At 38.7% G+C, this 24819-nt stretch carries 21 protein-coding genes; 16 read left to right on the top strand and 5 right to left on the bottom strand.

Annotation, left to right across the window (positions count from 1 at the left end; translation table 11 throughout):
• The first annotated feature begins 192 nt into the window (after positions 1-192).
• Entirely contained in the window at positions 193-1440 is a 1248-nt protein-coding gene (locus AC3CH7_RS02735; RefSeq protein ID WP_197150512.1) for an MFS transporter, read from the top strand.
• Between the two features lie 84 nt (positions 1441-1524).
• Here the strand turns inward: AC3CH7_RS02735 and AC3CH7_RS02730 are convergent, their stop codons facing one another.
• Both AC3CH7_RS02730 and AC3CH7_RS02725 read right to left on the bottom strand, forming a co-directional pair.
• Positions 1525-1665, bottom strand: coding sequence for a hypothetical protein (locus AC3CH7_RS02730; protein ID WP_488381554.1), 141 nt, complete (start codon positions 1663-1665; stop codon positions 1525-1527).
• A gap of 102 nt (positions 1666-1767) precedes the next feature.
• Complete coding sequence (locus AC3CH7_RS02725) at positions 1768-3615, bottom strand: multicopper oxidase family protein (RefSeq protein ID WP_197150515.1); 1848 nt, start codon at positions 3613-3615, stop codon at positions 1768-1770.
• Between the two features lie 287 nt (positions 3616-3902).
• On the opposite strand from AC3CH7_RS02725, the gene AC3CH7_RS02720 reads away from it, so the two are divergent.
• From AC3CH7_RS02720 to AC3CH7_RS02690, 7 genes are all read left to right on the top strand, one after another.
• Positions 3903-5336, top strand: a complete 1434-nt coding sequence (locus tag AC3CH7_RS02720) for a tetratricopeptide repeat-containing diguanylate cyclase (protein ID WP_197150518.1) — start codon at positions 3903-3905, stop codon at positions 5334-5336.
• 332 nt (positions 5337-5668) lie between these two features.
• Positions 5669-6151 (top strand): cell wall elongation regulator TseB-like domain-containing protein, encoded by a 483-nt coding sequence (locus AC3CH7_RS02715; protein ID WP_012293740.1) that lies wholly within the window; start codon positions 5669-5671, stop codon positions 6149-6151.
• Positions 6152-6167: 16 nt separating this feature from the next.
• Complete coding sequence (locus AC3CH7_RS02710; protein ID WP_012293741.1) at positions 6168-7361, top strand: pyridoxal phosphate-dependent aminotransferase; 1194 nt, start codon at positions 6168-6170, stop codon at positions 7359-7361.
• Positions 7362-7389: 28 nt separating this feature from the next.
• Positions 7390-8685, top strand: coding sequence for an asparagine--tRNA ligase (gene asnS / locus AC3CH7_RS02705; protein WP_197150520.1), 1296 nt, complete (start codon positions 7390-7392; stop codon positions 8683-8685).
• A gap of 77 nt (positions 8686-8762) precedes the next feature.
• Positions 8763-9491 carry a DnaD domain-containing protein gene (locus AC3CH7_RS02700; RefSeq protein ID WP_031419397.1) on the top strand — a complete coding sequence of 243 codons (729 nt, stop codon included), beginning with the start codon at positions 8763-8765 and terminating at the stop codon, positions 9489-9491.
• A gap of 12 nt (positions 9492-9503) precedes the next feature.
• A complete protein-coding gene (gene nth / locus AC3CH7_RS02695; RefSeq protein WP_012293743.1) occupies positions 9504-10166 on the top strand; it encodes an endonuclease III in 663 nt (220 codons plus the stop codon).
• Positions 10163-10477 carry a YpoC family protein gene (locus AC3CH7_RS02690; RefSeq protein ID WP_012293744.1) on the top strand — a complete coding sequence of 105 codons (315 nt, stop codon included), beginning with the start codon at positions 10163-10165 and terminating at the stop codon, positions 10475-10477. Before nth ends, AC3CH7_RS02690 begins: the two co-directional genes overlap by 4 nt.
• A 73-nt stretch (positions 10478-10550) precedes the next feature.
• Here the strand turns inward: AC3CH7_RS02690 and AC3CH7_RS02685 are convergent, their stop codons facing one another.
• Together AC3CH7_RS02685 and recU are read right to left on the bottom strand one after the other, a co-directional pair.
• Positions 10551-13223, bottom strand: a complete 2673-nt coding sequence (locus tag AC3CH7_RS02685; protein WP_488381553.1) for a PBP1A family penicillin-binding protein — start codon at positions 13221-13223, stop codon at positions 10551-10553.
• Between the two features lies 1 nt (position 13224).
• Complete coding sequence (gene recU, locus AC3CH7_RS02680; protein ID WP_012293746.1) at positions 13225-13869, bottom strand: Holliday junction resolvase RecU; 645 nt, start codon at positions 13867-13869, stop codon at positions 13225-13227.
• A 380-nt stretch (positions 13870-14249) separates the two neighbouring features.
• Here recU and AC3CH7_RS02675 point away from each other — a divergent pair, with 380 nt between their 5' ends.
• The 3 genes from AC3CH7_RS02675 (at position 14250) to AC3CH7_RS02665 (ending at position 17293) form a co-directional block, all read left to right on the top strand.
• A complete protein-coding gene (locus tag AC3CH7_RS02675; protein ID WP_008176489.1) occupies positions 14250-14444 on the top strand; it encodes a hypothetical protein in 195 nt (64 codons plus the stop codon).
• 217 nt (positions 14445-14661) lie between these two features.
• Entirely contained in the window at positions 14662-15045 is a 384-nt protein-coding gene (locus AC3CH7_RS02670; RefSeq protein ID WP_031419398.1) for a YppE family protein, read from the top strand.
• Complete coding sequence (locus tag AC3CH7_RS02665) at positions 15020-17293, top strand: DEAD/DEAH box helicase (RefSeq protein ID WP_488381552.1); 2274 nt, start codon at positions 15020-15022, stop codon at positions 17291-17293. The genes AC3CH7_RS02670 and AC3CH7_RS02665 overlap by 26 nt, the downstream gene beginning before the upstream one ends.
• Before the next feature lie 244 nt (positions 17294-17537).
• Here AC3CH7_RS02665 and AC3CH7_RS02660 read toward each other — a convergent pair whose 3' ends face one another.
• Positions 17538-17894 (bottom strand): hypothetical protein, encoded by a 357-nt coding sequence (locus tag AC3CH7_RS02660; RefSeq protein ID WP_012293749.1) that lies wholly within the window; start codon positions 17892-17894, stop codon positions 17538-17540.
• Between the two features lie 543 nt (positions 17895-18437).
• Between AC3CH7_RS02660 and AC3CH7_RS02655 the strand changes: the two genes are divergently transcribed.
• From AC3CH7_RS02655 to AC3CH7_RS02635, 5 genes are read left to right on the top strand one after another with little or no spacing between them, the layout of a single operon-like run.
• On the top strand, positions 18438-18905 hold the full coding sequence (locus AC3CH7_RS02655) for a GNAT family N-acetyltransferase (RefSeq protein ID WP_036166069.1): 468 nt from the start codon (positions 18438-18440) through the stop codon (positions 18903-18905).
• A gap of 41 nt (positions 18906-18946) precedes the next feature.
• The gene (locus AC3CH7_RS02650; RefSeq protein WP_012293751.1) at positions 18947-19471 is read left to right on the top strand and encodes a phage tail protein; all 525 of its coding nucleotides are present in this window, start codon (positions 18947-18949) and stop codon (positions 19469-19471) included.
• Between the two features lie 25 nt (positions 19472-19496).
• Entirely contained in the window at positions 19497-19991 is a 495-nt protein-coding gene (locus tag AC3CH7_RS02645; RefSeq protein ID WP_031419402.1) for a phage tail protein, read from the top strand.
• Positions 19992-20010: 19 nt separating this feature from the next.
• Positions 20011-20547, top strand: coding sequence for a phage tail protein (locus AC3CH7_RS02640; protein WP_012293753.1), 537 nt, complete (start codon positions 20011-20013; stop codon positions 20545-20547).
• Between the two features lie 24 nt (positions 20548-20571).
• On the top strand, positions 20572-24555 hold the full coding sequence (locus AC3CH7_RS02635; RefSeq protein WP_488381551.1) for an S-layer homology domain-containing protein: 3984 nt from the start codon (positions 20572-20574) through the stop codon (positions 24553-24555).
• Positions 24556-24819 lie beyond the last annotated feature (264 nt).

Raw genomic sequence — 24819 nt, 5'->3', positions numbered from 1 at the left:
CAGAGGAATTTTGAAAAATTATTAAAATAAGTTCCTTTTTTTGGAGAGTTCCCATATACTAATCATAAACCGACAGTCGGTCTAAAAGTGTGGTATAAGTTTTAGTCACAACCAAAATCTAAACTTATCACTACACTTTTTTTATACAAAAACAATGACAGACAGTCGGTCTAATTAGGGGGGAGTCATTACATGGAAACATACGTAAAAGGTAAAGGATTTTCAAAAGATTTTAAAATCCTTGTATTTGGGCAGATTATCTCTATTTTAGGTTCTGCCTTATTAAGATTTGCACTATCCCTTTTTGTTTTAGATGTGACGGGTAGGGCAGACCTTTTTGCCGTCCTTTTTGCTATTTCAAGCATACCTATACTTCTCACGCCATTCGGAGGTGCCCTTGCCGATCGTTTTAATCGACGTCATTTAATGGTGTTATTTGATGCCATTAGTTGTGTCGTTGTATTGATTTTCTATATTACATTGTGGACAGAATATCATTCAGTTCTAGGGATAGGGGTAGTTATGGTGCTCCTGTCCATCATTAGCGCTATGTATTCACCAGCGGTAATAGCTAGTATTCCATTATTAGTAAAAGAACAGCACCTTGAGCAGGCAAATGGGATTGTGAATGGGGTGCAAGCTTTAGCTGGTGTGGCTGCACCTGTCCTAGGAGGAATACTTTATGGAATGCTTGGCATCAAAATTCTTGTCCTAGTAAGTGGGCTATTATTTTTCTTTACAGCAATTGTAGAAATGTTTTTGACCATCCCTTTTGAGAAACGGGATGACGATGGACAATTAGTTTTGACTTTATTCAAGGATATAAAAGAGGGATTTAAATATGTTGTGAAGCAATCCTTTATTTTAAAATGCACGATACTGGCGGCTTTCTTAAATTTATTATTTACACCGCTCTTTATCGTAGGAGTCCCCATCATCCTTCGTGTCACATTAAATGTTAGTGATTCATTATACGGAATAGGGATGGGTATGATTGATTTAGCAACCATATTTGGAGCATTAACGATGGGCTATTTTGCTAAAAAGCTAAAAATTAATAGGCTATATGTTTGGGTATTGCTAACTGCTATTTTGGTCATTCCTATGGCCATAGCCGTTATTCCACCAATGCTTCAAATAGGCTATTATGCTTCATACTTATTATTTATTGGCTCTGCTCTTGTCATGGCAATGATGATGACTATTATTTCAATTTACGTAATGACCCTTGTGCAAAAGGAAACACCCAATGAAAATTTAGGTAAGGTTATGGCTATCATGATGGCTGTTTCACAATGTATGGCCCCCATTGGGCAAATGGGATATGGCCTATTGTTTGAGACCTTTCGCGTCAACATCTTTATACCGATTCTAACGATTTGTATGATGATGCTGCTATTAGCGATCCTCACGAATAGATTATGGCGTGTACACACTTGAAAACAAAAAAACTACCGCTTACACGGTAGTTTCAGACTGTGGACAAACTCAATGAATTTCGAGTTTGCTTACAGTCTTTTTTCTTTACAGTAAAATAAAGTAAAACCGTTGATTTCCTTTACGGGCGGGGGCGAGCTGCTTCCCAAGCTTCGTTGCTGCCGCTTCACTTTCGTACAGAACACATCCACTCCATCCAGCATCTCGACTTTCTAGCTTTTCCTGCAAGAGTCGCCACCCTTCGTTCCCATCAACCTCTACATAAAAACTCCTTATTCCTACATATATCTATCCTTTTGTAGAAAACCTCTACTTTTCAATGGTTAGTGACTAAAATCTTCTATGTCCACGTCGTCTTGGCCTACTCGTACCCGCAGGTGTGGACTTAGTTGGGAAAAGCAAAATGGGCCTGTGTTGAACATTATTTCCGATATGCACAGACTCCTCTACTAATGATTCCTTTATTTCCTCTTCCTCTGTGGAAGGAATTTGAGAAGTATTTAATAATGGTACGGGTGACTCATTATGATGTGTCGTACTAGTATTTGTTGTAGGTGTAGAAGTGGTAGTAGTAGTAACCTCCTGATGGGATGACGGCTCTATTTCAGCATGAGGCTGTTGAACAGCATGGACATCTTTCATCACAAGAATAGGTCGCATCATATCATGGTCTTCGTGCTCAAGGAAGTGACAATGCCACATGTAATTCCCCACATGATCCTTCCAATGCATAATAATTTTCGTAATTTTGCCCGCATCTACTTTCACTGTATCTTTCCAACCACGCTCATAGTCCCGTGGTTCCTCAGGGGGGCCTGTAAATGATACTATTCCCTCATTTTGATAGAGGTCTAAATCAAATGGGCGACGTTCAAGAATTTTAAATTGAATGAGATGCAAATGAATAGGATGAATAAAAGGCGTTGTATTAATAAAACTCCAAATTTCAATAGTATCTAAAGAAGGTTTTTCTGTCGCTGGGTCATGGTACATTCGATTGTTCAACAACAACATAGGTCTTCCGAATTCATCAGTTGTTGCCGTCAATGGTAATTGTCTTTCAATATGTGCATGATGTGGGTGTAAATCCATTGTGACTGACAGCCTCTCTGGAACTTCACTCGTATCTTCATATTTTAAGGGAAGTGATACTCTAAATTGCATAATGACGTTCGTATGCTCATCGATAAAATCTGTATCGGTGTTAAGTAAGGTGATTTCCTGACCCTCACAAGCTGAAAAATCGATGATGACATCTGTGCGTTCAGCAGGTAGTAACTCTACAGATTGAATCGCTTGTGGGGTTGATAAAAAACCGCCATCTGTCCCTATTTGTATCATAGACTGCTCATTTGACAAGCTGATGACATAGCCTCTTCGATTGGAGCCATTGAGGAACCGGAATCTATATTTACGTGGCTCGACGTCTAAATAGGGCCATAGCTTGCCGTTGACAACAATCGTATTACCTACGAAACCTGGAGTAATGGACGGATGTACAGTAACTGGAAATGGTGGCTCATCAGGATAAAAAAGGGAGCCATCCTCATTAAATGATTTATCTTGAATTAAAATAGGATATTCGTATTCACCACATGGCAAATTAGAACGTTCCTCAAGAGCATCTCTAAGTAAATAAAAACCTGCCAAGCCAGCATAGACATTAAGGCGTGTTAAAGCCATAGCATGGTCATGGTACCACATTGTAGTACCAGGCTGGTGGTTCGTATATTCATGAATTTCTTTATTGAATTTTGGACCGGTATGTCGATAATCTCTTGTGTACCATGCCTCAGGATGACCGTCGCTCTCCCAATCCACATTGGCACCATGTAAGTGAGTGACAGTTCTTACCTCTTGGGAATCGTTGGCGGCATGAAGTGTAAAATCCACTGGTAAAAAATGCTGTAGTGGTAATTGATTTTTATATTTGACATAAATGGTTTTATCTTTCGTCGCTTCTATAGTGGGTCCTGGATAAAGGCCGTTGTACCCCCATATTAATGTATTAGGAAAATGCTTGTGAAAGCGGTGCTCGCCCTCCATCATGACTAGCTCGTAATAATCATGTTTCTTTTGTCCTCTACAGTATTTTGGTTTTGCGGTCACCGGCTTCTGTAGAGCATCTACAAATTTTGGAATGGTAGCTGGGTCAGAAGGGTTAATTGGTAAACTCAAAACATCACATCCCTTTTCAATGTCTTTAAATGCCTAGTTATCACATCATATGGGTAAAAACAACAGTTGACTGGGACAAAAATGGAGAAAAATGTGTAATGGTATAAAAATTTAATGGAAGGGGAAAACAAAAGGACATTCAATAGCTGTCTTATAAAAGTTTTTTTTGAAATCGAGGTAATAGTTGGGATATTGCTAAAAAGTCGAACGAAGTGAATGAATATGTCTTATAATTGTTACAGAACAAAGTGAAGGATTAAATAGGGGCTTGGAAAAGTGGTGAGACAGTGGAGTTAACATTAGAGGAATTAAATAAGACAATCATGGAAATGCGCATAAAGGGGTTTTTAACAGAGGCGTTGAAACTGGCAGATCAAGGTCTTTTAGTAGCTTTAGAGGGAAAAAACTATGAAATTGTATTGGACTTGTACTATCAGAAAATTTTAGTACATCATTCTTTGGGCGATACGCTAGCCATTGTCAGCCTTATTTTCGAGTATGAGGCTATTTGTGAAAAATATGGTACTAGCAAAGATTTGATGCATTATTATTTGGCCATGTCGTTAATATACGATATGGTAGGAATCCGTGAAAAAACAGCAGAGATGACGAAACAGTCAATTGCTTTTGCTCAAGAATTACAAGATTTTATGATGCTTGTTCGTTGTCATAATAATTTGTGCTATATAGAGGTAGAGAAGGGCTGTACGAAGGAAGCCCTTCAAGCGGGGTTGTTAGCAAGAGAGTATAATAAAACGCTATATGAGACACAACCAGATTTAGCAAGATTATTAGATATTCGCATCAATAATAATTTAGCAGATGTATATATTTTGGAAGGGGATTTTTTAGCAGGAAAGGCATTGCTTGATGACTCATTAACGTCTAGCATAATTTCTCAGCATAAACCTGAAAAAGTAGCAGCCTTGTTTGGCTATGGCTTTTTATATGAAAAGCAGCAGAAGCTTGAGGAAGCAGTGCAATATTATCAACAAGCAATAGATCTAGCCAAATCCTATGGTGATAAGCCCATTATGAAAAAAGTGATGCGCTTATTGTTGAATGTCCTGTACCAATTGAATTGGCGAGATGAAATTTTTGATGTCCAAAAAGAGTATATTGACCTTTCGGAACAGATGAGCGTTGATAATTTACTACAGCAAGTGTTGAATTTGGAGTTTAAGCGTCAAAAAGAGAGATTAGAAAGAAAAGCACATTATGATCCTTTAACAGGTGTCTTGAATCGCCACTTCTTAGATCATGAGCTACATGAATGGTTACATGCTGCCAAAATAGCAGAATCCTATGTATGTATTACAGTTTTGGATATTGATAATTTTAAACTATTTAACGACAGGCATGGTCATTTGTTTGGCGATAGGGTCTTACAACTTTTAGCTAATGGCTTAAAGGAATTTTTGCGAGATGAAGACGTCAAAATTATCCGTTATGGTGGAGATGAATTCATTGTCTGTATTCGTCACCCCAAAAAGGCATACATCAAGGCACTTGTCCAAAATACACACGCCCATTTGCTAACGTTAACATTAGAAAAAGACCAGAAAAGCTATCCACTAAAAGTAAGTATGGGGGCTTGTATAAACAATCAAAAAAATTATTATTATAATGATTTATTTGAGCAAGCTGATCGTTGTTTATATGAGGCAAAAGATAATGGCCGTGCCACCCATATTTTATACGAACTATCATCATTTGAATGATTCCTATTTACTGTGTTGAATAGGAATTTTTCTATTGTTTCAGTAAATATTCTTTACAGAAATTGAAGTGCCATCACAATTTACAACGAGGCAGAATGTTACAGAATAAAATTTACTGTACCAATCATTTGAAAACGTTATTCTAGCAACGTACAATATATGAAATTAAGAAACACGACAGCATAAAATTGTTGTATAATGTTGTGGTATGAGGAAAGAAAGCAGGTTGACAAAATGGAAAGCAAAATGAATTGTAATGTAGTTAAATACACACACAAACATCCGCTATGTGTTGTGCCAAAAAAGCACGATGTGAAACAACAGGTGAATAGATGAAAAACTGGTTAATTTTCATTTCTGTCTTTATTGTTTCGTTGTCACTTGTCATTAGCATTTTAGTACTCTGGAAAGCCGAGGCTCCGTTCCGTTCAATTGAAGAGCAGGCTGAACAGTTGGCACTCGATGCCAAAGCCCTCGCAATTGTATCGGAGTCCTACACATATAATGGCAAACATTCGTATGTTACTGTGTTCGGGGTAGACGAATACGGTGATAAAAAGGCTGTCTTTGTTCCGACGAATCTAGACAAGGATTCCATGCAGGAAGTGTTATTAGAAGATGGTATTACGGAAAAGCAAGCATTATCGGTTTTTAAAAATGAAGGAAATGTACAGAAGGTCCTCCACATGAAATTGGGCTATGAGGAGCCAGGCGTTGTTTGGGAGATTACATACCTAAACGACCACGACAAACTCAACTATGTCTATATTATGTTTAAGGATGGCGACTGGTGGAAGCGCATTACGAATTTATAAGAGGAGTAGATCCCGGATGAAAAACTTATTAGCAACACGTGTAAAAACTTTAACACCATCTTCAACATTAGCTATTACTGCGAAAGCAAAAGCACTAAAAGAGCAAGGTATTGATGTCATTGGCCTTGGTGCTGGTGAACCAGACTTTAATACACCTCAAAACATTTTAAATGCGGCCATTGATTCAATGGAAAAGGGCTATACAAAATATACACCTGCTGGTGGACTTCCAGTTCTAAAAAAAGCCATTATCGATAAACTACAGCGCGATAATAACCTTTCTTATCAGCCTAATGAAGTGATTGTGGGTGTAGGTGCAAAGCATATTTTATACACGTTATTCCAAGTCATTTTAAACGAGGGCGATGAAGTTATTATTCCTATCCCTTATTGGGTGTCTTATCCTGAGCAAGTGAAATTAGCGGGCGGAGTACCTGTATACGTTGAAGGTACACGTGAACAAAGCTATAAAATTACTGCCGATCAATTAAGAGCTGCTGTAACTGATAAAACAAAAGCTGTCATTATCAACTCACCTAGCAACCCGTCTGGTATGATATATTCACGTGAAGAGCTTGCAGAACTTGCTGCAGTTGCAGAAGAAAAGGATATTTTAATCGTGTCAGATGAAATTTATGAGAAGCTTGTATACAATGGTATTGAGCATTTTTCAATTGCACAACTTTCTGATGCAGTGAAAGCACGTACAATTGTTGTGAATGGTGTGGCAAAATCTCACTCTATGACAGGCTGGCGTATTGGTTATGCTGCAGGTGATGCGGACATCGTTAAAGCAATGACTGACCTTGCATCACACTCAACATCTAATGCGACAACAACTGCACAATATGCAACTGTTGAAGCGTATAATGGCCCACAGGACGCTGTAGAGGAAATGCGCCAAGCATTCGAATCTCGTCTTGAGAAAATTTACCCACAGGTAAGTGCAATTCCTGGCTTCCATGTCTTAAAACCACAGGGTGCATTCTACTTATTACCAGATGTAGCAGAAGCTATGGCTCACACTGGCTATGATTCAGTAGACGCATTCGCTGCGGATATTTTAACAGAAGCAAACGTGGCTGTGATTCCAGGCTCTGGCTTTGGTGCACCAACTACTATGCGATTATCTTATGCTACATCTTTAGACTTACTAGAAGAGGCAGTCCGTCGTATTGATACATTTGTAAAATCAAAATGGCAAGACTAATCCCTCTAGACAACTTTGGAGGATTTCTATGAAAAAAATTATGATTAAAGATATGCCACAGCATATCGGTGAAACAGTCAAAATTGGCGCTTGGCTAGCTAACAAACGTTCAAGTGGTAAAATCGCCTTCTTACAACTTCGTGATGGTTCTGGCTTTGTTCAGGGTGTTGTCGTGAAAGAAGAGGTGGGGGAAGAAATTTTTGCAACAGCTAAGGGACTAACGCAAGAAACTTCTATGTATATTAGAGGAGAAGTGAAAGCTGACGAACGTTCAAGCTTTGGCTGTGAGCTAGCTGTAACAGGAATTGAAGTTCTACATACAGCGACAGATTTCCCAATTACACCAAAGGAACACGGTCCTGAATTTTTAATGGATAACCGTCATTTATGGTTACGTTCTCGTAAACAACATGCCATTATGAAAATCCGTAATGAAATCATTCGTGCTACTTACGAATTTTTCAACAATAATGGTTTTACAAAGATGGACCCACCAATTTTAACAGGGTCTTCACCGGAAGGTACATCTGAGCTCTTCCATACGAAATACTTTGATGAGGATGCTTTCCTTTCTCAATCAGGACAGCTTTATATGGAAGCGGCAGCTATGGCACTAGGGAAAGTATTTTCATTCGGTCCAACTTTCCGTGCTGAAAAATCTAAAACACGTCGTCACTTAATCGAGTTCTGGATGATTGAGCCTGAGATGGCCTTTGTAGAATTTGAAGAAAATCTAGAGGTACAGGAGCAATATGTAACGCATATTGTACAATCGGTTCTGGCTAACTGCAAATTAGAATTAGAGCGACTTGACCGTGATACATCGAAACTTGAAAATATTAAAGCACCATTCCCTCGTATTTCATATGATGATGCGATCAAGCTTTTACATGAACAAGGTTTTGACGATATTGAGTGGGGTGACGATTTTGGTGCACCTCATGAAACAGCCATTGCTAATTCATTCGACAAGCCCGTATTCATTACATGCTATCCAGTAGGCATTAAACCATTCTATATGCAACCACATCCAGATCGCGATGATGTTGTATTATGTGCTGATTTAATTGCACCTGAAGGCTATGGTGAAATTATTGGTGGTTCTGAGCGTATCCATGACTATGATTTATTAAAATCTCGTCTTGAAGAACATAACCTATCTTTAGATGCATATGCATGGTATTTAGACCTTCGTAAACATGGTTCTGTTCCACATTCAGGCTTTGGACTTGGATTAGAACGAACTGTGGCATGGATTTCTGGTACAGAACATATTCGTGAAACCATTCCATTCCCACGTTTACTGAACCGCTTATATCCATAAGCAAATCAATTTCAAAGTCGCGTAGTGAAATATCTACGCGGCTTTTCTACTTACTTAAAGAAGGAGTCAAGAGAAATATGAATGCAAATAATCATCGACTCCGTACATGGACTGAGCAGAGAATGATTCCCATCCCTCAGCTTTTTTTTCAGTTTTATAAGGAGTTAAATATAGAGGATGAAGAGGCGCTAATTGTCATGCACTTATTAGCCTTTCATATGGAAGGGTATGACTTCCCTACACCGAATGATCTAAAGAATCGTCTCACAATGCCAGAAAATGAACTAACATCCCGTTTACAACGATTAATGCAAAAGGGCTTCCTTGAAATTACTCGTGATGTGGATACAGGTGGCAAGCTCTATGAAAAATATTCGGTTTATCCACTCTGGGAGCGAATTGTGCAGATGATCGAGATGAAAGAGCAACAAAAATCTACCACAACACTTCAACAAGAAGAAGGAGAGATTTTCCGACTCTTTGAAGAAGAAATGGGACGTCTTTTATCTCCTTTAGAGCTTGAAAAAATAGGATGTTGGCTTGATGAGGACAACCATAGTCCAACACTCATTAAAGAGGCATTAAAAGAAGCTGTGTTTGCTGGGAAACTGAGTATTCGTTATATTGATCGGATTTTGTTAGAGTGGAAGAAGAAAAATATTACGACACCACAGGCTGCACAAAAGCAAAGTGAGCAGTTTCGTGAGAAGCAAACCTTTAGTAGAAATCCAGCACGCACAGTTCAGCAAGATGCTCAACCAACCAATAAAGTACCATTTTATAATTGGTTAGAAGAGAGAGAATAGGGGGCGTCCGGTTTGTTAACAAAAAAACAGTGGGAGCATTGCCTAGAAGAAATGGATCGAATGTTTCCTAATGCACATTGTGAGCTTGTGCATGACAACGCTTTTGAGCTCACAATTGCGACATTATTATCTGCACAATGTACGGATGTACTTGTTAATAAAGTAACAAAAACATTATTTCAGAAATATAAAACGCCTGAAGATTATTTGGCTGTCCCATTGGAAGAATTACAACAGGATATTCGCTCTATTGGCTTATATCGCAATAAGGCGAAGAACATCCAGGCTTTATGTCAACGTTTACTAGATGAATATAATGGCGAAATACCCGCAACCCGAGAAGCACTTGTAACATTGCCAGGTGTGGGGCGGAAAACAGCCAATGTAGTGCTATCAGTAGCCTTTGATATTCCTGCACTGGCAGTCGATACCCATGTAGAGCGTGTTTCTAAACGTCTAGGTCTTTGCCGATGGAAAGATTCCGTGCTTGAAGTCGAAGAAACGATTATGAAAAAAACACCTATGGATAAGTGGTCGAAAACGCATCATCAGTTAATCTTCTTTGGCCGTTATCATTGTAAGGCTCAAAATCCTGGCTGCCATGCCTGTCCTTTACTCAGCGATTGTCGTGAAGGTCAAAAGCGTTTGAAGAAAGGTTTGGTGAAGGAAGCATGAATAGTGAAGCTATTGCAAAAGATCAGGTAGATGCTTGGTTTGCCCAATGGACAACCCTTCAAGCGAATATCCACGAAGCCCATGATGCTCGAAACGGTACAGCAAAAGGCTTAATGGAAGAAGCAATCAAGTTGTTTGAACAACTTGTACAGGCGGCAGGAGACGAGGTGCTGCCGATTAATGGAGTTGAACGGCTTGCCTTTATCAAAGCTAAGCCAGGACAATACGCTTGTTATCGTCAGCTTGATGAATTGTTTAAGGAAACGAAAAAACGGACAGCACGTTTGCGAATTCAAGCTAGTAAAAAATAGAGTGGGTAGGATAGTTTAAGCTCTTTATAGAATGAAAAAACCGAGAAGCATCCTGTGCTTCTCGGTTTTTCGTTTATTCTGAGCTTTGTTCTTCATCATTTGGGTCTACAGGATCAGTAGGCGGCGTTGGTTGCTGACTTCCATCTGAACCACCATTATTGCCACCGTTGTTGCCGTTATTCCCATGCCCATTGCCATTATTATTATTGCCACCGTTGTTGCCATTTCCGTTGCCATTATTATTACCATTATCTTGATCTCCTTCACCAGGATCTGTTGGTAAATCAATGTTTGGCTCTTCCGGATTTTCTGTTTCTACATCCTCTTCTTCCGTTGTACTAGTAATTTGGAAAGTAGTGGTACCAGGTTCACTTCGTGTACCATCCACAATGGCTACGACTGAAATCGTGTAATTGCCATCTTCCAGCGTGTTGGCCACTGTTAAACCTTTACTCTCTGTTTTACCAAGGTCAAACTTTTTACCGTCATCACGGGTTGCAGTTACTTCAAAGGAAGTCGGTAATGGTTCGTCTGTCTCTGGATTCAAGCTAGCATCATGTTCCCAAGAAATGTTGATGGACTGTGCACCTAAATCTAAGCTTGCAGATACGTTGTATGGCGTAGCCAATTCTGGTGCCTCATAAACACTCGACACTTCTGTTGGCTCAGTACCACGAACGAATAGCTCTGTTTGACGTAATTCATTTGGTGTAAAGTCACTTGCCAATTTCAATGGCTTAGACCCTACTTCAATCGTTGCTTCTACAACTGTACTTGGCTTTTTAAAGCTTTCTGTTTCAACGTTTGCTGAAATATCTTGCATAATCGATTTAAATAGATTTTGTGGTAAACGTCGTTCTTCCCACGTTGTAATTGGATCAAAATGTTTTTCATAGCCACTCCATATAGCAATGGAATAGTTTGTCGTATAACCAGCAAACCATGAATCTGGAACGCTTGTGTTCGGTAAATTATATTTATTAAAATCTTCAGCTGAATAGTTGGTTGTACCTGTTTTACCTGCGATATCTAGTCCAGGGACGTTAGCTGCAGTACCTGATGCGTCAGGTTTGTTGCCAACTACATCACGTAGCATATCTGTTACCATATAAGCTGTAGCTTCACTCATCGCTACATTAGGCTCAGGTGTATAATTTTTAGATGTTTTCCCATCACGGTAAACAATTTTTGTAATAGCGTGTGGGTCCGTGTAAACGCCGTTATTTCCGAATGCTGCATAGGAAGCCGCCATTTGAATTGGGGAGATAGTAATCGCTCCACCACCAATTGCGTCTGATTCGTAAAGGTTTTCTGTTTCAATCCCTAAACGTCCAACAAACTCCTTCGCATTTTCAGTACCTACTTCTTGTAATGCTTTGACAGCGGGTACGTTACGTGAAGCATATAATGCCTTACGAGCGGTCATGGCACCCATATATCTGCCATCCCAGTTTGTAATAGTTTGTTTTGAATTGGAATAGTTCATAGGTTCATCTACAAGTGTATGGCCTGTAGACCATTTTAAATATTCAATGGCTGGACCGTAGTCCACTAATGGTTTCATGGTAGAACCAGGTTGATTTTTTGTTAAATCATCTGCATAGTTCCAGCCACGTTCAGCACCATAATGTCGACCGCCACCAACAGCTTGAATAGCACCTGTTTTCGTATCAATGACCGCTACACCTGACTGAATATCTTCTGTCGGGAAATTGCTGTCATCGTTCATGACATTTTCAACAACTTTTTGGGCATTTGGATCAAGTGTTGTATACACTTTAATACCTTCTGCCATGGCTGAACCATCACCGTTATTTTCCAATTCATTAATAACGACATCTAGGAAGGCATCGTATTTCGAACCAGCAAAGGATTGACGCGTTGCATCGTCTGCAAGACCTGCTTGGACATCAACGTTTTTAGCTTCTTCCATTTCTGTTTTCGAAATTTTTCCGTGTTGATACATTAATCCTAAAACCGTATTTCGACGTTGCTTGGCAAGATCAGGGTTTTTCAATGGATTATAAGCATTTGGCCGTTGTACTAATCCTGCTAATAATGCTTCTTCATCTAATGTTAAATCTTTTAATTCTTTTCCATAGAAATATTGGGCTGCTGTACCAAATCCATAAATACGGCCTGACATTAGCATTTTATTGAAATACATTTCAAAAATTTCTTCTTTTGAATATTTACGTTCTAATTGAAATGCTAGCCAAGCTTCCTGTGCTTTACGCTTTAATTTCTTTTCATTTTGTAAAAATGAGTTTTTGACCACTTGCTGTGTTAGGGTAGAGGCACCTTGTGCACCAAAGCCATCACGGAAGTTAGCAAGTATGGCACCACCTAGACGGTAGAAGTCCATGCCGTGATGTTTAAAAAAGCGTACATCTTCCGTTGCAAGAATAGCGTTCACCATGTCTTCGGGTATATCTTCATATTTTATATATTTGCGGTTTTCAGCACCAATTGTTGCAAATATTTCACCGTTTTTATCGTAGAACTCTGAAGACACAGGGTCTTTCAATAATTCCTCATCAAGCTTAGGAGCGGTGCTCGCATAGTAAGCAAATAAACCTGCTCCTCCAATGAAGCCTACAACACCGATGACTAATAGAGTTAAGAAAATACGTTTTATCCACATTTTAGCGGGTGTTGACGATTTTGTTGTTGTTTTCTTACCTTTTTTATTTTTTTCAGCGAGAGCCTTTTGATGCTCTCCACGTGTTCGACGACGTTCAGTCATTCTATTTCTCCTCACTTTCAAACCTGTAGCATTTTGCATCGATCAGTTGTTGGATGATGGGTAAATAATCGATACGTGGATAATAGCTAGTAGGAATTTCATACGCCTCTTCTACAATTGTTGAAAAGGGTATGGATTTACGATTGCCACTTTCCATTGCTTTCCAGGCCTTTTGTAAAACTTCATATGGCACAATAAAATATCGTTCAAAAGCTGAAAAGCGAACGATAATAAAAGCCACACCATTTTGTTCAGTCACTTGCTGCATATGGGTCATTTGATGCTCATGAATGTTTTTTAAGGGGAAACTGGTTTTGGAAGCAGTTTCCTTTGCATCAAAATCAATATAATGCCCATTCCAAACACCATTGTAGTCGGTTGTAGAGGGTGTTCGAAAATATGCTTCACGAATGACAGCAGCACTTCGTGAAGGGTACTCTACTTTGACGATTTGTACAGGGACAGGTTTCTTGTGAATAATAGCAAGTCGTCTTTTTATATAATAGTCGTTTGCTTCATTAATTTCATCTTCTAGCGTCTTTCCACGATTACTAAAAGACAAATCTTTACTTTTACTCTTTTTTTCTGTTTTCTGTACAGAAGTATTGGGGGTATACAATTTCCCATTTGGATAGCGAATTGTCATTTAGCTCACCCTTTATCAAACTGCTTTCCTATATAGTAGTTTACCATGATTTGATGGCTCTTCTCTACCTACATCCGTGTTGTCTTTGTTACAAGACTAGTAGACAGTGGATGCAATGAATAAACAAATTGCGTCGAAAAAAAGCTCATGATTGTCTTCCTCGAATCGTCAAAATAACTGATAAATTTAAACATAAAAACGTTTGAAGAGTGGTGAAATATCTACACCTTTCATTCAGGACGCCTTTTTAGTTGGAAGGTTCATTTTTAAAAATTTATCGAAAATCTTCTTCTTTCAGCTAACTTACGCTTATTTTGTCACGCATGAAGGTAATTTTATACATGCGAGGAATACTTAAGTAAAGCAAAGGGGGCGTTATTTTGAACAAGTTAGAACAATTAGTTGCGCAGTTAGATCTGGTCAATCAATTACTTTTCACGAGAGTGTCTCTGGAGAACAATGCTCAGAATATGCACTTTTTTTTGCAGCTCAAAGCAGTTAGCCAGAAAGTAAGCTTAGCAGAAAAGAACTGGCAAGTAAAGAATGCTTGTTCGCCTATTAGTAGTGAAAAATGATAGACTTTGGTACACTTATCTCATAAGCAATTGAACTAACTCAATAGCATTAAAATTGATACAGTATTTACCACAAAACAAGTAGGTAAAGGTAAGGGTATCAAGAGATGCCATATTTTCGTAGTTGAAATGATGGACAAGACATACTCATCATATATATGTACTTGCTACGAAAAATATTTGCTTACGTGTAATTGATGAGAGATGAGGTGCAAAATTGTTAGTTATTCAGCAAACATCCAAATTATTAGATGAATGTGATCGATGTGTTTCACGTTTTTGGCAAATGCGTGAGGAGGACCGTACACCTGATTTTTTTCAAGAGGTGAAACCACATGCTGATAAAATTCACCAACTGTTGAAGGAATGGCAGCAAGAGGCCAATAAATGGATTCAAGAGAATCGACCGAAATATATGCATACACAACAAATTGCTTCAACGGTAGAATCGATGGAGCAATTTGTTGTGCAATCTTTTTATAAGGAAACAAGTAAAAAACGTTTTTTAGATGCTATTCATTCTACCTCCTTTACAATGAAAAACTTCGAACGACTGGTAAAGGAGGAGGCAGTAAATGCTATCGAAGAAACGAACGATTAGCGAGCTTTTACATGAATGGAGATATGATGAAGAATTAAAAGAACGCATTCTTCATTGGCAAACACTTGAAGCCCGTCCTGCTAGTTATGCTTCTTTCCCAGAAAATTTACATCCTTCTTTAGTGAAGGCTTTAAAGGCAAGAGGGATCGAGCAACTTTATACGCATCAGCGAGAGGCCTTTGATTTGGCACAGAGTGGTACATCTTTTACGGCTGTTACACCAACCGCATCAGGTAAATCGTATTGCTATCATTTACCGGTGTTGCAAAAAATAGTAGAGGATAACAACGCACGTGCCATTTATTTATTTCCAACAAAGGCTTTAGCACAGGATCAAAAAAATGACTTGAATGAACTTATTGAACAAAGTGGTGAAGAAATTTTAAGTTATACTTATGATGGTGATACGGCTCCAGGCATTCGTCAGAAGGTTCGTAAAGCAGGACATATCGTTATGACGAATCCTGATATGCTTCATTCAGGAATTTTGCCACACCATACGAAATGGGTATCGCTATTTGAAAATTTGCAGTATATCGTTATTGATGAATTGCATACATATAAAGGGGTATTTGGTTCTCATGTTGCTCATGTTATTCGTAGATTAAAACGCATATGTGAATTTTATGGGAGTAACCCTGTGTTTATCTGTACTTCAGCCACGATAAAAAATCCTAAGGAGCTGGCAGAGCTGCTAACAAATGAATCACATGCGCTCATCGCAGACTCTGGAGCACCTGTCGGTAAGAAAACATTTCTTTTCTATAATCCGCCCATTATTCACAAAACTTTTGGGGTGCGTAGAAGTGCCGTATTAGAGGTAAGTGATTTAGCAAAGAGGCTTTATATAGCTGGTATTCAATCCATCATTTTCGCTAAAAGCAGGGTACGGGTTGAAATGATTGTCACTTATTTAAAGGAACTCACACGCAATAAGCTGCTTGATGAATCCGTGCGTGGCTACCGAGGTGGTTATTTGCCATCTGAACGTCGGGTCATTGAAAAAGGCTTGCGTGATGGAACTATTCAAACCGTTGTCAGTACAAATGCGTTAGAATTAGGGGTCGATATTGGCCAGTTACAAGCCTGTATTATGACAGGTTATCCAGGTAATATCGCAAGTGCCTGGCAACAAGCAGGACGTGCAGGAAGGCGGCAAGATGAGGCTTTAATTATCTATGTTGCACAATCGACTGCTCTTGATCAGTATGTGGTTAATCATCCTTTATTTTTACTTGGTAGTGCACCAGAGGAGGCACGTATTTATCCAGAAAATATGTTAATTCTAATGGATCATTTAAAATGTGCCGCTTTTGAATTACCTTTTTCTATAGAAGATACTTATGGTGAATATGACATACAAGAGTTGTTAGAGTATTTAGCCGAAGAAGGCGTTGTCTTTAAGACGAGTGATAAGTGGCATTGGATGAGTGATCGTTTCCCAGCACATGATATTAGCTTACGGTCTGCTTCGCAGGAAAATGTGGTAATTATTAATCTGTCTATTCCTGCCCAAACAAAGGTAATTGGAGAAATGGATCGTCATAGTGCCATGACATTATTACATGAGGAAGCGATTTATTTACATCAAGGGATTCAATTCCAAGTAGAGAAGCTCGACTGGGAAGAAAAGAAAGCCTATGTCCGTGAAGTCGACGTCGATTATTATACAGATGCCAATCTTGCCGTTGAAATGAAGGTATTAGAGGAAGATCGAAGCCGAGGATATAATGGTGGTACGATTAGCTTCGGGGATGTTGGATTAGTCGCACAGGCAACTATTTTCAAAAAAATTCGCTTTGGTACGCATGATAATATCGGATCGGGGCCCATTCATTTACCTCCAGATGAAATGCATACAAGTGCATCATGGCTTTCACTTCATCTAACAGAGCAATGGTCAGAGGCGGAATTGACAGAGGTAATGATTGGAGTAGCCTATGCCATGAATGCGTTTATTCCTTTGTTTATTCAATGTGATAGCAGTGATGTAGCAGTTGTCCCACAAGTTAAAGCATCCCATAATGAGTTGCCCACATTTTTTGTTTACGATAAATATCCTGGTGGGATTGGTTTAAGTGAAAAGGTCTATGACTTATGGGAAGATCTATTAATGAAAACCTTAGAGCATGTTTCAAAATGTCCTTGTGAATCTGGATGTCCATCATGTATTGGAGCGCAGGACAGTTTGCAGGAAGGAAAAAAGAGGGTCATTATACTTCTTCAGAGATTAAATCAAATTAATTAAAAAAGAAAAGAGGGCTTGTGGTATATCTGAATGATTTCCTCAAGCTCTCTTTATTTATCTATTAATGTATATACCTGACAATTTTTTTAGAAGGATTCATTTCTTTTTTTAGTATGGAACTAAGTCCTTTTACACTTTTTCCTCTACGTTTATTGGCAATGCAAGAGGTATATTAATAAATTTGTGAAGACAATACTGTTCTGATTCGAGTGCTGAACATTTGGTGTAGTAGAATAGTCAAAAATTAGTCGATAGAAATTTTGTGTTTCTCATGAAGTAGTATTGTACCATTTACTTTAACGACGATATTTAAACTGAGTAATCCACCTATTTTTACTTTTACTGTTGATACTGTTCCATTAGTTTCTGTAATTTCACCTTTCAATTTTACAAAGGGATAAACTTGTTTGAACATACTGTCTCTACTCTTTTTATCTACTACTTCATTATTAATATAAAGAACCTCTTCCGTCACAGCATTTACAATGCGAATAATATGCCCCTTATATTCTAACTGCCATACTTTAAATACTTCTTTTTCTAAATCCTCTGTTGTGTTTTTCCATTCTTTTTTTAGTTCTTCACGAAAATTTTTAAACAATGCGTTTCCTCCAAGAAAAGTTATTAATGATTACATAAATATTTTTACTTCATTTCAAAGTAAGGTGGCATTCATCTAACGCACCTTATATATGTAATTTCATTTTATAGAAAATACTTGCAATAGTACAAGCGAATTAGATAAAAGTGTTAGTTTTCTAGAAATAAAATTATTTAAATGGTCAACCAACAAGGATGCCGTAACTTTATGGAGAATGGACTTTTTAAATAATAATTCAATGTATGATTACACAATAATTAGAATTAAAAAGGAGTTAAGGCTAAATAAACTTTATTCAAACATGTTCGTGTTGATTAATTCGGGGCTTTGTCTCGTTTGTGTGACTTACACCAACAATTAGAAAAGTAAGGTAAAGAAAATTTTAAATATACAAATATTTGTTGAATGTTAACTTTAAGTAATATATAAATAAATAGGAATATATGGTTTTTAACTAGGAGGACAATTATTCTCTCCTAGTTAATCTGAAATGGGACATAATTTTATAGGTTTAATGACTATTTGATGAAATGGTGGTGGAATATGGTACAGACTCGAAATGTTGTATCTCAAGATGATGCGTTTCTTTACGAGTTATATATTTCTACACGAAAGAACGAGTTTTCGATGCTTGCCCTAGATGAACAACAATTACACGCGCTTTTACTAATTCAATACGAAGCGCAAAAGAGATTTTATCAACAAAATTTTCCGCAAGCAAAGCATGAAATTATTTTTCATGAAGGTTTGGAAATTGGTAGGATGATGACTGAATGTAAAAGTGGGAATATTCATTTAATTGATATTTCTTTATTGCCTGATTTTAGAGGTAAGGGCTATGGAACCAAGTTATTAAAGCAATTACAAAACAGTGCGGTTAGTCAGAATTTGTCTGTTACACTCCATGTATGGCATGGAAATCCTGCAAGGCGCCTATATGAAAGATGCGGATTTTACGTTACCGAAGACATTTCTCCGTATATTGCCATGAGGTTTGAGTCACTCGGTTAAAAGACTGAATTTTCAATTTATTCGAAAGGAGGTGAGAGTCAATGAGTGAGTCTTATTTAGGAGAGATTCGTATGTTTGCAGGAAACTTTGCTCCTCAGGGATGGGCTTTATGCAATGGACAACTTCTTAGTATTTCAGAAAATGAGGCACTTTTTGCTTTACTTGGAACAACATATGGAGGGGATGGTCAAACTACTTTTAAGTTGCCAGATTTAATGGGACGTGTTCCTATTCATGTTAGTCCACAGTACGGTATAGGTGTTGCTGGTGGTACAGAATTGATTACGTTAACTGCCAATCAACTGCCAAATCATACACATACTGTTCAAGCGGCTACAGCTGTTGGGAATACCTCAACACCGACTAATAAGCTGTGGGCAACGACAAGTGGATATTCTAATTACTCAAATGATAAAGATGGAGCTGGCAATCCGTTAACGCCAGTTACAATGAACGCTAATGCTAGCTCGGTTGTTGGTGGCAATCAGTCACATGACAACATGATGCCAACAGTAGCAATTTCCTTCATTATTTCGTTATATGGAGTATTTCCTACCCAGCCATAAAACATATGTACAAAGGAGGATGAAAATGGCAGAACCATATTTAGGTGAAGTTCGATTATTTGCGATGAATTATGCGCCAAGATACTGGTTATCTTGTGAAGGGCAATTGCTTCCTATTAATCAGTATCAAGCTTTATACGCGCTGCTAGGAACGGTTTATGGAGGGGATGGGGTAAAAACATTTGCCTTACCGGATTTGCGAGGACGTGTCCCAATCCATGTAGGTCCTTCATTACCTTTAGGAACAAAGGCGGGTGAAGTGACACATTCTTTAACAGTTAATGAAATACCTCAACATACTCATCAAGTGTACGGCTCATCAAACCTTGCAAGTGTACCCTCCCCTAAAGGAAATGTATGGGCACAAAAGGATAACTTATATGCAGATGGTCCGACTGTAACGATGAATTCAGCTGCATTATCTTCTGCTGGAGGAGGACAGGCCCATAATAATATGCAGCCTTATTTAGCCGTACATTTTTGTATCGCTACTCAAGGTATTTTTCCAACAAGAAATTAAGTAAAAGGAGTTGGTATGAATGGCAGATGCGTATATCGGTGAAATCCGAATTTTTTCAGGAAACTTTGCGCCAAAGGGGTGGGCGTTATGTAACGGTCAATTGATGAACATTCAGCAAAATACAGCACTTTATTCTATATTAGGTGTTCAGTATGGTGGCGATGGGAAGACAACCTTTGCATTACCGAATTTAATGGCGTCAGCACCTATGAATCAAGGATCAGGAATGGGATTAACACCGCGAAAAGTTGGTGAAGCGGTAGGAACACAAACAGTGACGCTTTTGGAGTCCCAAATACCTGCTCACTCTCATACTCCAGTAGCTATACAAAGTGTTGGAACGTCAGGTAATCCGATTGGTTTATTTTGGGCAGAGGGTGTAGGGGCCGGGAGACCACCCAAACAACCACATTTGTATGATACCAATTTGGATGTTCAAATGAACACGCAAGCTTTAGGTTTGACAGGTGGGAGTCAGCCACATAATAATATGCAGCCCTTCTTGGTGATGAATTATATTATTTGCTTACAGGGTGAGTTTCCATCTAGAGGGTAACAGGAAATTTAAAGGGGTGGAACTATGAATCGATCGCAGGCTTTCAAAAATGGCAGGAATGGGATTAAAATGGTCCGTAAAAAAATGAGATTTTATGTCCGTATTTTAATAGTCTTAATTTTAATGATGGCATCGATTGGCTATATCCCTGCCATAGAGGTAGAGGCTGCTGTGAATGGAACTGCTGATGGTACATATGATTTCGGTGGATCTGTCAGTGGTGATAACAGTGCGGGTGCAGGATTTTCAACCTTTTCGGATAAGTTTATAATAAGCAACGGTTTTGCAGTTGATCCAGCAACATCACAATTGTATACACAAAATTATACACCTAAGGCTCAGGAAACTCTGATTATTAAAGCAGAGGGAGGGAATATATGTAAAACATTCACGTTTAAAGACTTAGGGATAAGTATTGTTCCAGATCTTCCTAAACTCACATTTAGTAAGCTTTCCTTAGTTGTAAAAGATACGAATGGAGCTACGTTAGGCTCTCACTCAATTGCTAATAAGGAGATCTCTGGGAATGGAATGATCCATCAATTAAGTACTCTCTTAAATAATGGTAATGAATTTGATTACAATGGTGCTGAATCCTTAGAAATTACGTGGCAATTTGATTTCCCTACTAATGATCCAAATACAGAGCCATCAAACTTAAACTTTGATAATATAACAATTGCCAATGTGAGCGACAGTTTTTCTGATACTCAAACTCCTACAATATCAAACAAAACAATTACATCTTCAAATGTCAGTACAACAGGTGTAACGCTTGGGTGGGAAAAGGCAACAGACGATGTGACACTACAGGGCGATTTAGAGTATCGAGTCTATCAATCTAGCAGTAATAATATGGATACTGTTAGTGATATCGAAGTAAATGGTTTAGCATTAGGAACTGGATTTTCAAAAGATTTAGAAGTATTTAATGTGACGGGGTTATTACCAAGTACGACATATTATTTTAATGTCATTGTAAAAGATGCTGCAGGCAATAAAAGTGCTTATACAATGAAGTCGGTGACGACCTCTATTCCTGCTAATGCTCCAACTGTAACTACAAATACTATCCCATCTAATGTGACAACAACAGGTGCAACGGTTGGTGGGGATGTTACAGCTGATGGTGGAGCGATAGTTACAGAAAGAGGAATTGTTTATGCAACGACTGCCAATCCGACGACCAGTAATAGTAAAATAACGATAACAGGGACAACAGGTACTTTTACTGCTGACCTAAGTGGGTTAAATCCAAATAAGACGTACCATTACAGAGCATATGCGACAAACTCTATAGGTACAAGCTATGGAAGTGATCAAACCTTTACAACAGGGTCATTAAGCAATAATGCAGACTTAAGCAACTTAACCCTTTCAACAGGAACGTTAAGTCCAGCCTTTGCTTCAGGTACGACAGATTACACTGCAAATGTAGCTAGTAATGTAGGAAATATTCAGGTTACACCGACATTAGCTGATAGTTATGCAACGCTAACGCTGAATGGGGCAGCTGTCACAAGTGGAATTGGTAAGGATATTGCCTTAAATGTCGGATTAAACACCATTACTATTATTGTAACTGCACAAAATCAAACAACAAAAATTTATACGATTACAGTTACTAGAGCAGCACCAACATATACAATTGATACAATCAGTAATCAAATGTTCCCAGCACTAACAGCTGGATACACAAGCGGCACTCAAGAAACAAAAACGTTAACAATCGCAAATACAGGAACAGGTAGTTTAGCGAATGTATCGGTAGCGATCAGTGGTGTTAATGCGGATGATTTTGATATTACGCAACCATCAGCGACGAGCTTACCAAGTGCGGGTAATACAATATTTACTGTGAGGGCAAAGGATGGCTTGGCGGTAGGAACCTATACAGCAACGGTAACGGTAAGCGCGACAAACCTAACACCAGTGAGATTCACAGTTACGCAAGTGGTCCAAGCAGCACCAACATATACAATTGATACAATCAGTAATCAAATGTTCCCAGCACTAACAGCTGGATACACAAGCGGCACTCAAGAAACAAAAACGTTAACAATCGCAAATACAGGAACAGGTAGTTTAGCGAATGTATCGGTAGCGATAAGTGGTGCTAATGCGGATGATTTTGATATTACGCAACCATCAGCGACGAGCTTACCAAGTGCGGGTAATACAATATTTACCGTGAGGGCAAAGGATGGCTTGGCGGTAGGAACCTATACAGCAACGGTAACGGTAAGCGCGACAAACCTAACACCAGTGACGTTTACAGTTACGCAAGAAGTCCAAGCAAATTCAGTAACAGCTCCAGATGTGCCAACGAATGTATTGGCAACGCCAGGTGATAGTTATGTAAGGGTAAGCTTTGATGTCCCGACCAATAATGGAGGTAGTACGATTACTGGATATACAGTTAAAGTTTATGTAGGCGGAGTGGAGCAGCCGATGTTAGCGAAAATAGGGACGTTAAGTCCAATCATAGTAACGGGATTAACCAACGGGACAGCCTATACATTTAAAGTGTTAGCAACTAACATTGCTGGAAATAGTGGAGAATCTATGGCATCAAATGTGGTGACACCAGTAGCTCCTACTGCCCCAGGTCAGCCAACCATACCGGTGCCAACACCAAGCTCACCAAGTTCACCAACAACATCAACGAAAATTCAAGTTGGTCTAGAAATAGATGGTGATAACCCACTGGAAAAAACTACGATTGAGATTGAACGCACAAAACATGCCAATGGTGAAATTACAGATTTCGTAGCTTTAACTGAATCGAGTGCCAAGGCAGCCATTGAAAAAGCGAAGCAAATTGACAATAACATTGTTCGTATTGTTCTCCCTGATGTTAATGATGAAATAGATAAAGTAACAGTAGAAGTTCCAAAGCAATCTCTACAATTACTACGTGAAAACGGATTATCGCTGGAAATTGCTACAGAGAATGGACTTGTTACAATTCCACATAGCTCAATGAAGGGGATAGAAGATAATTTCTATTTCCGCTTAGTACCAGTTAAAAAGAATAGTGAGCGTCAAGCCATTGAAGAACGTGCCCGTGTAGAGCGCGTAGTACATGAAGCTCTTGAAAGCAATAATGTGCATGTAGTGGCGCGTCCAATGACCATTGAGACTAATATGCCAAATCGTCCTGTGCACGTAACTTTGCCATTAAAAGGCGTGAAAATCCCAGTAAATATAGTAGAGCGTAAGGCGTTTCTTAAGCAATTAGCTATGTTTATTGAACACTCTGATGGAGAGAAAAAAGTGGTTCTTCCTGAAGTTGTAACAATGGTGAAGGGGGAGCTAGGTCTTCGTTTTACCGTTGAGAAGTTCAGTACGTTTACCATCATTCAGGTGAATAGGACAAAACCACCTTTAGAAGTAAATAAACATGAAGCCTATATTAATGGATTCCTTGATGGTACATTTGGTCCTGAAAAAAATGTAACGCGGGGGCAAGTGGCAACGATGATTGCCCGTATACTAGGCTATACAGATGGTACAGTGGACACAACACCATTATTCCGGGATATTCCAAGTGATTATTATGCAGCGGGTCCCATTGCCTTTATCAAAGAGCGGGGCATTATGAATGGGGATATCTATGGTAATTTCCGTGCAAGTGATAACATTACACGTGCGGAAATGGCAACTGTAGTGGCAAACTTTAAGCAACTTCACATTGAAGAGAATCAAAATATTACATTCAAGGATACAAAAGGTCATTGGGCACAGTGGATTATAGAGGCGATACGTACAGCAGGTATCATCAATGGTCAATCAGACGGTAGTTTTGCGCCAAACGAACCTGTAACCCGTGCTCAAGCAATAGTGATGATGAATCGCATGTTAGAGCGTGGTCCACTACAAGGTGTAACATCACCAAGTTTCCAGGATGTTAAAGAAACACACTGGGCGTTTGAAGAAATTGAAGAAGCGGCCAAAACTCATACGTATGTTATCGATCAAGATGGTAATGAAAAACTTTCAAAATAACAAATAGCAAAAGCAGACTAGGGAGAGAGAGCCTTGGTCTGTTTTTTTGTATATGAAAAATTGCACGGACAAACTGGAACTCGTCATCACCCTTAATTTCAGATAGAAGAGAGAAACTATTGGTAAGACATTATAATAATTACTGCACAGCGTATTGAATTTGTTCAGATGCCATTAAAGAAATATTAAGTAAGAATTTCCTGTGAAGAAAATTTTGAATGAGTCAAGCAATCGTGGTAATCTTGCAAGAGAGTCTTATATTAT

The sequence above is a fragment of the Lysinibacillus sp. F12 genome (genome assembly GCF_057773605.1).
Note: the sequence above shows the minus strand (reverse complement) of the source record. Positions and strands in the feature narration are given on the sequence as shown.

Coding starts and splice junctions, on each gene's coding strand:
- AC3CH7_RS02640 (WP_012293753.1), top strand. CDS start 20,011: ATGGCAGATGCGTATATCGGTGAAATCCGAATTTTTTCAGGAAACTTT.
- AC3CH7_RS02655 (WP_036166069.1), top strand. CDS start 18,438: ATGGTACAGACTCGAAATGTTGTATCTCAAGATGATGCGTTTCTTTAC.
- AC3CH7_RS02700 (WP_031419397.1), top strand. CDS start 8,763: ATGAATGCAAATAATCATCGACTCCGTACATGGACTGAGCAGAGAATG.
- AC3CH7_RS02650 (WP_012293751.1), top strand. CDS start 18,947: ATGAGTGAGTCTTATTTAGGAGAGATTCGTATGTTTGCAGGAAACTTT.
- asnS (WP_197150520.1), top strand. CDS start 7,390: ATGAAAAAAATTATGATTAAAGATATGCCACAGCATATCGGTGAAACA.
- AC3CH7_RS02665 (WP_488381552.1), top strand. CDS start 15,020: ATGCTATCGAAGAAACGAACGATTAGCGAGCTTTTACATGAATGGAGA.
- recU (WP_012293746.1), bottom strand. CDS start 13,869: ATGACAATTCGCTATCCAAATGGGAAATTGTATACCCCCAATACTTCT.
- AC3CH7_RS02715 (WP_012293740.1), top strand. CDS start 5,669: ATGAAAAACTGGTTAATTTTCATTTCTGTCTTTATTGTTTCGTTGTCA.
- AC3CH7_RS02645 (WP_031419402.1), top strand. CDS start 19,497: ATGGCAGAACCATATTTAGGTGAAGTTCGATTATTTGCGATGAATTAT.
- AC3CH7_RS02690 (WP_012293744.1), top strand. CDS start 10,163: ATGAATAGTGAAGCTATTGCAAAAGATCAGGTAGATGCTTGGTTTGCC.
- AC3CH7_RS02735 (WP_197150512.1), top strand. CDS start 193: ATGGAAACATACGTAAAAGGTAAAGGATTTTCAAAAGATTTTAAAATC.
- AC3CH7_RS02635 (WP_488381551.1), top strand. CDS start 20,572: ATGAATCGATCGCAGGCTTTCAAAAATGGCAGGAATGGGATTAAAATG.
- AC3CH7_RS02685 (WP_488381553.1), bottom strand. CDS start 13,223: ATGACTGAACGTCGTCGAACACGTGGAGAGCATCAAAAGGCTCTCGCT.
- AC3CH7_RS02710 (WP_012293741.1), top strand. CDS start 6,168: ATGAAAAACTTATTAGCAACACGTGTAAAAACTTTAACACCATCTTCA.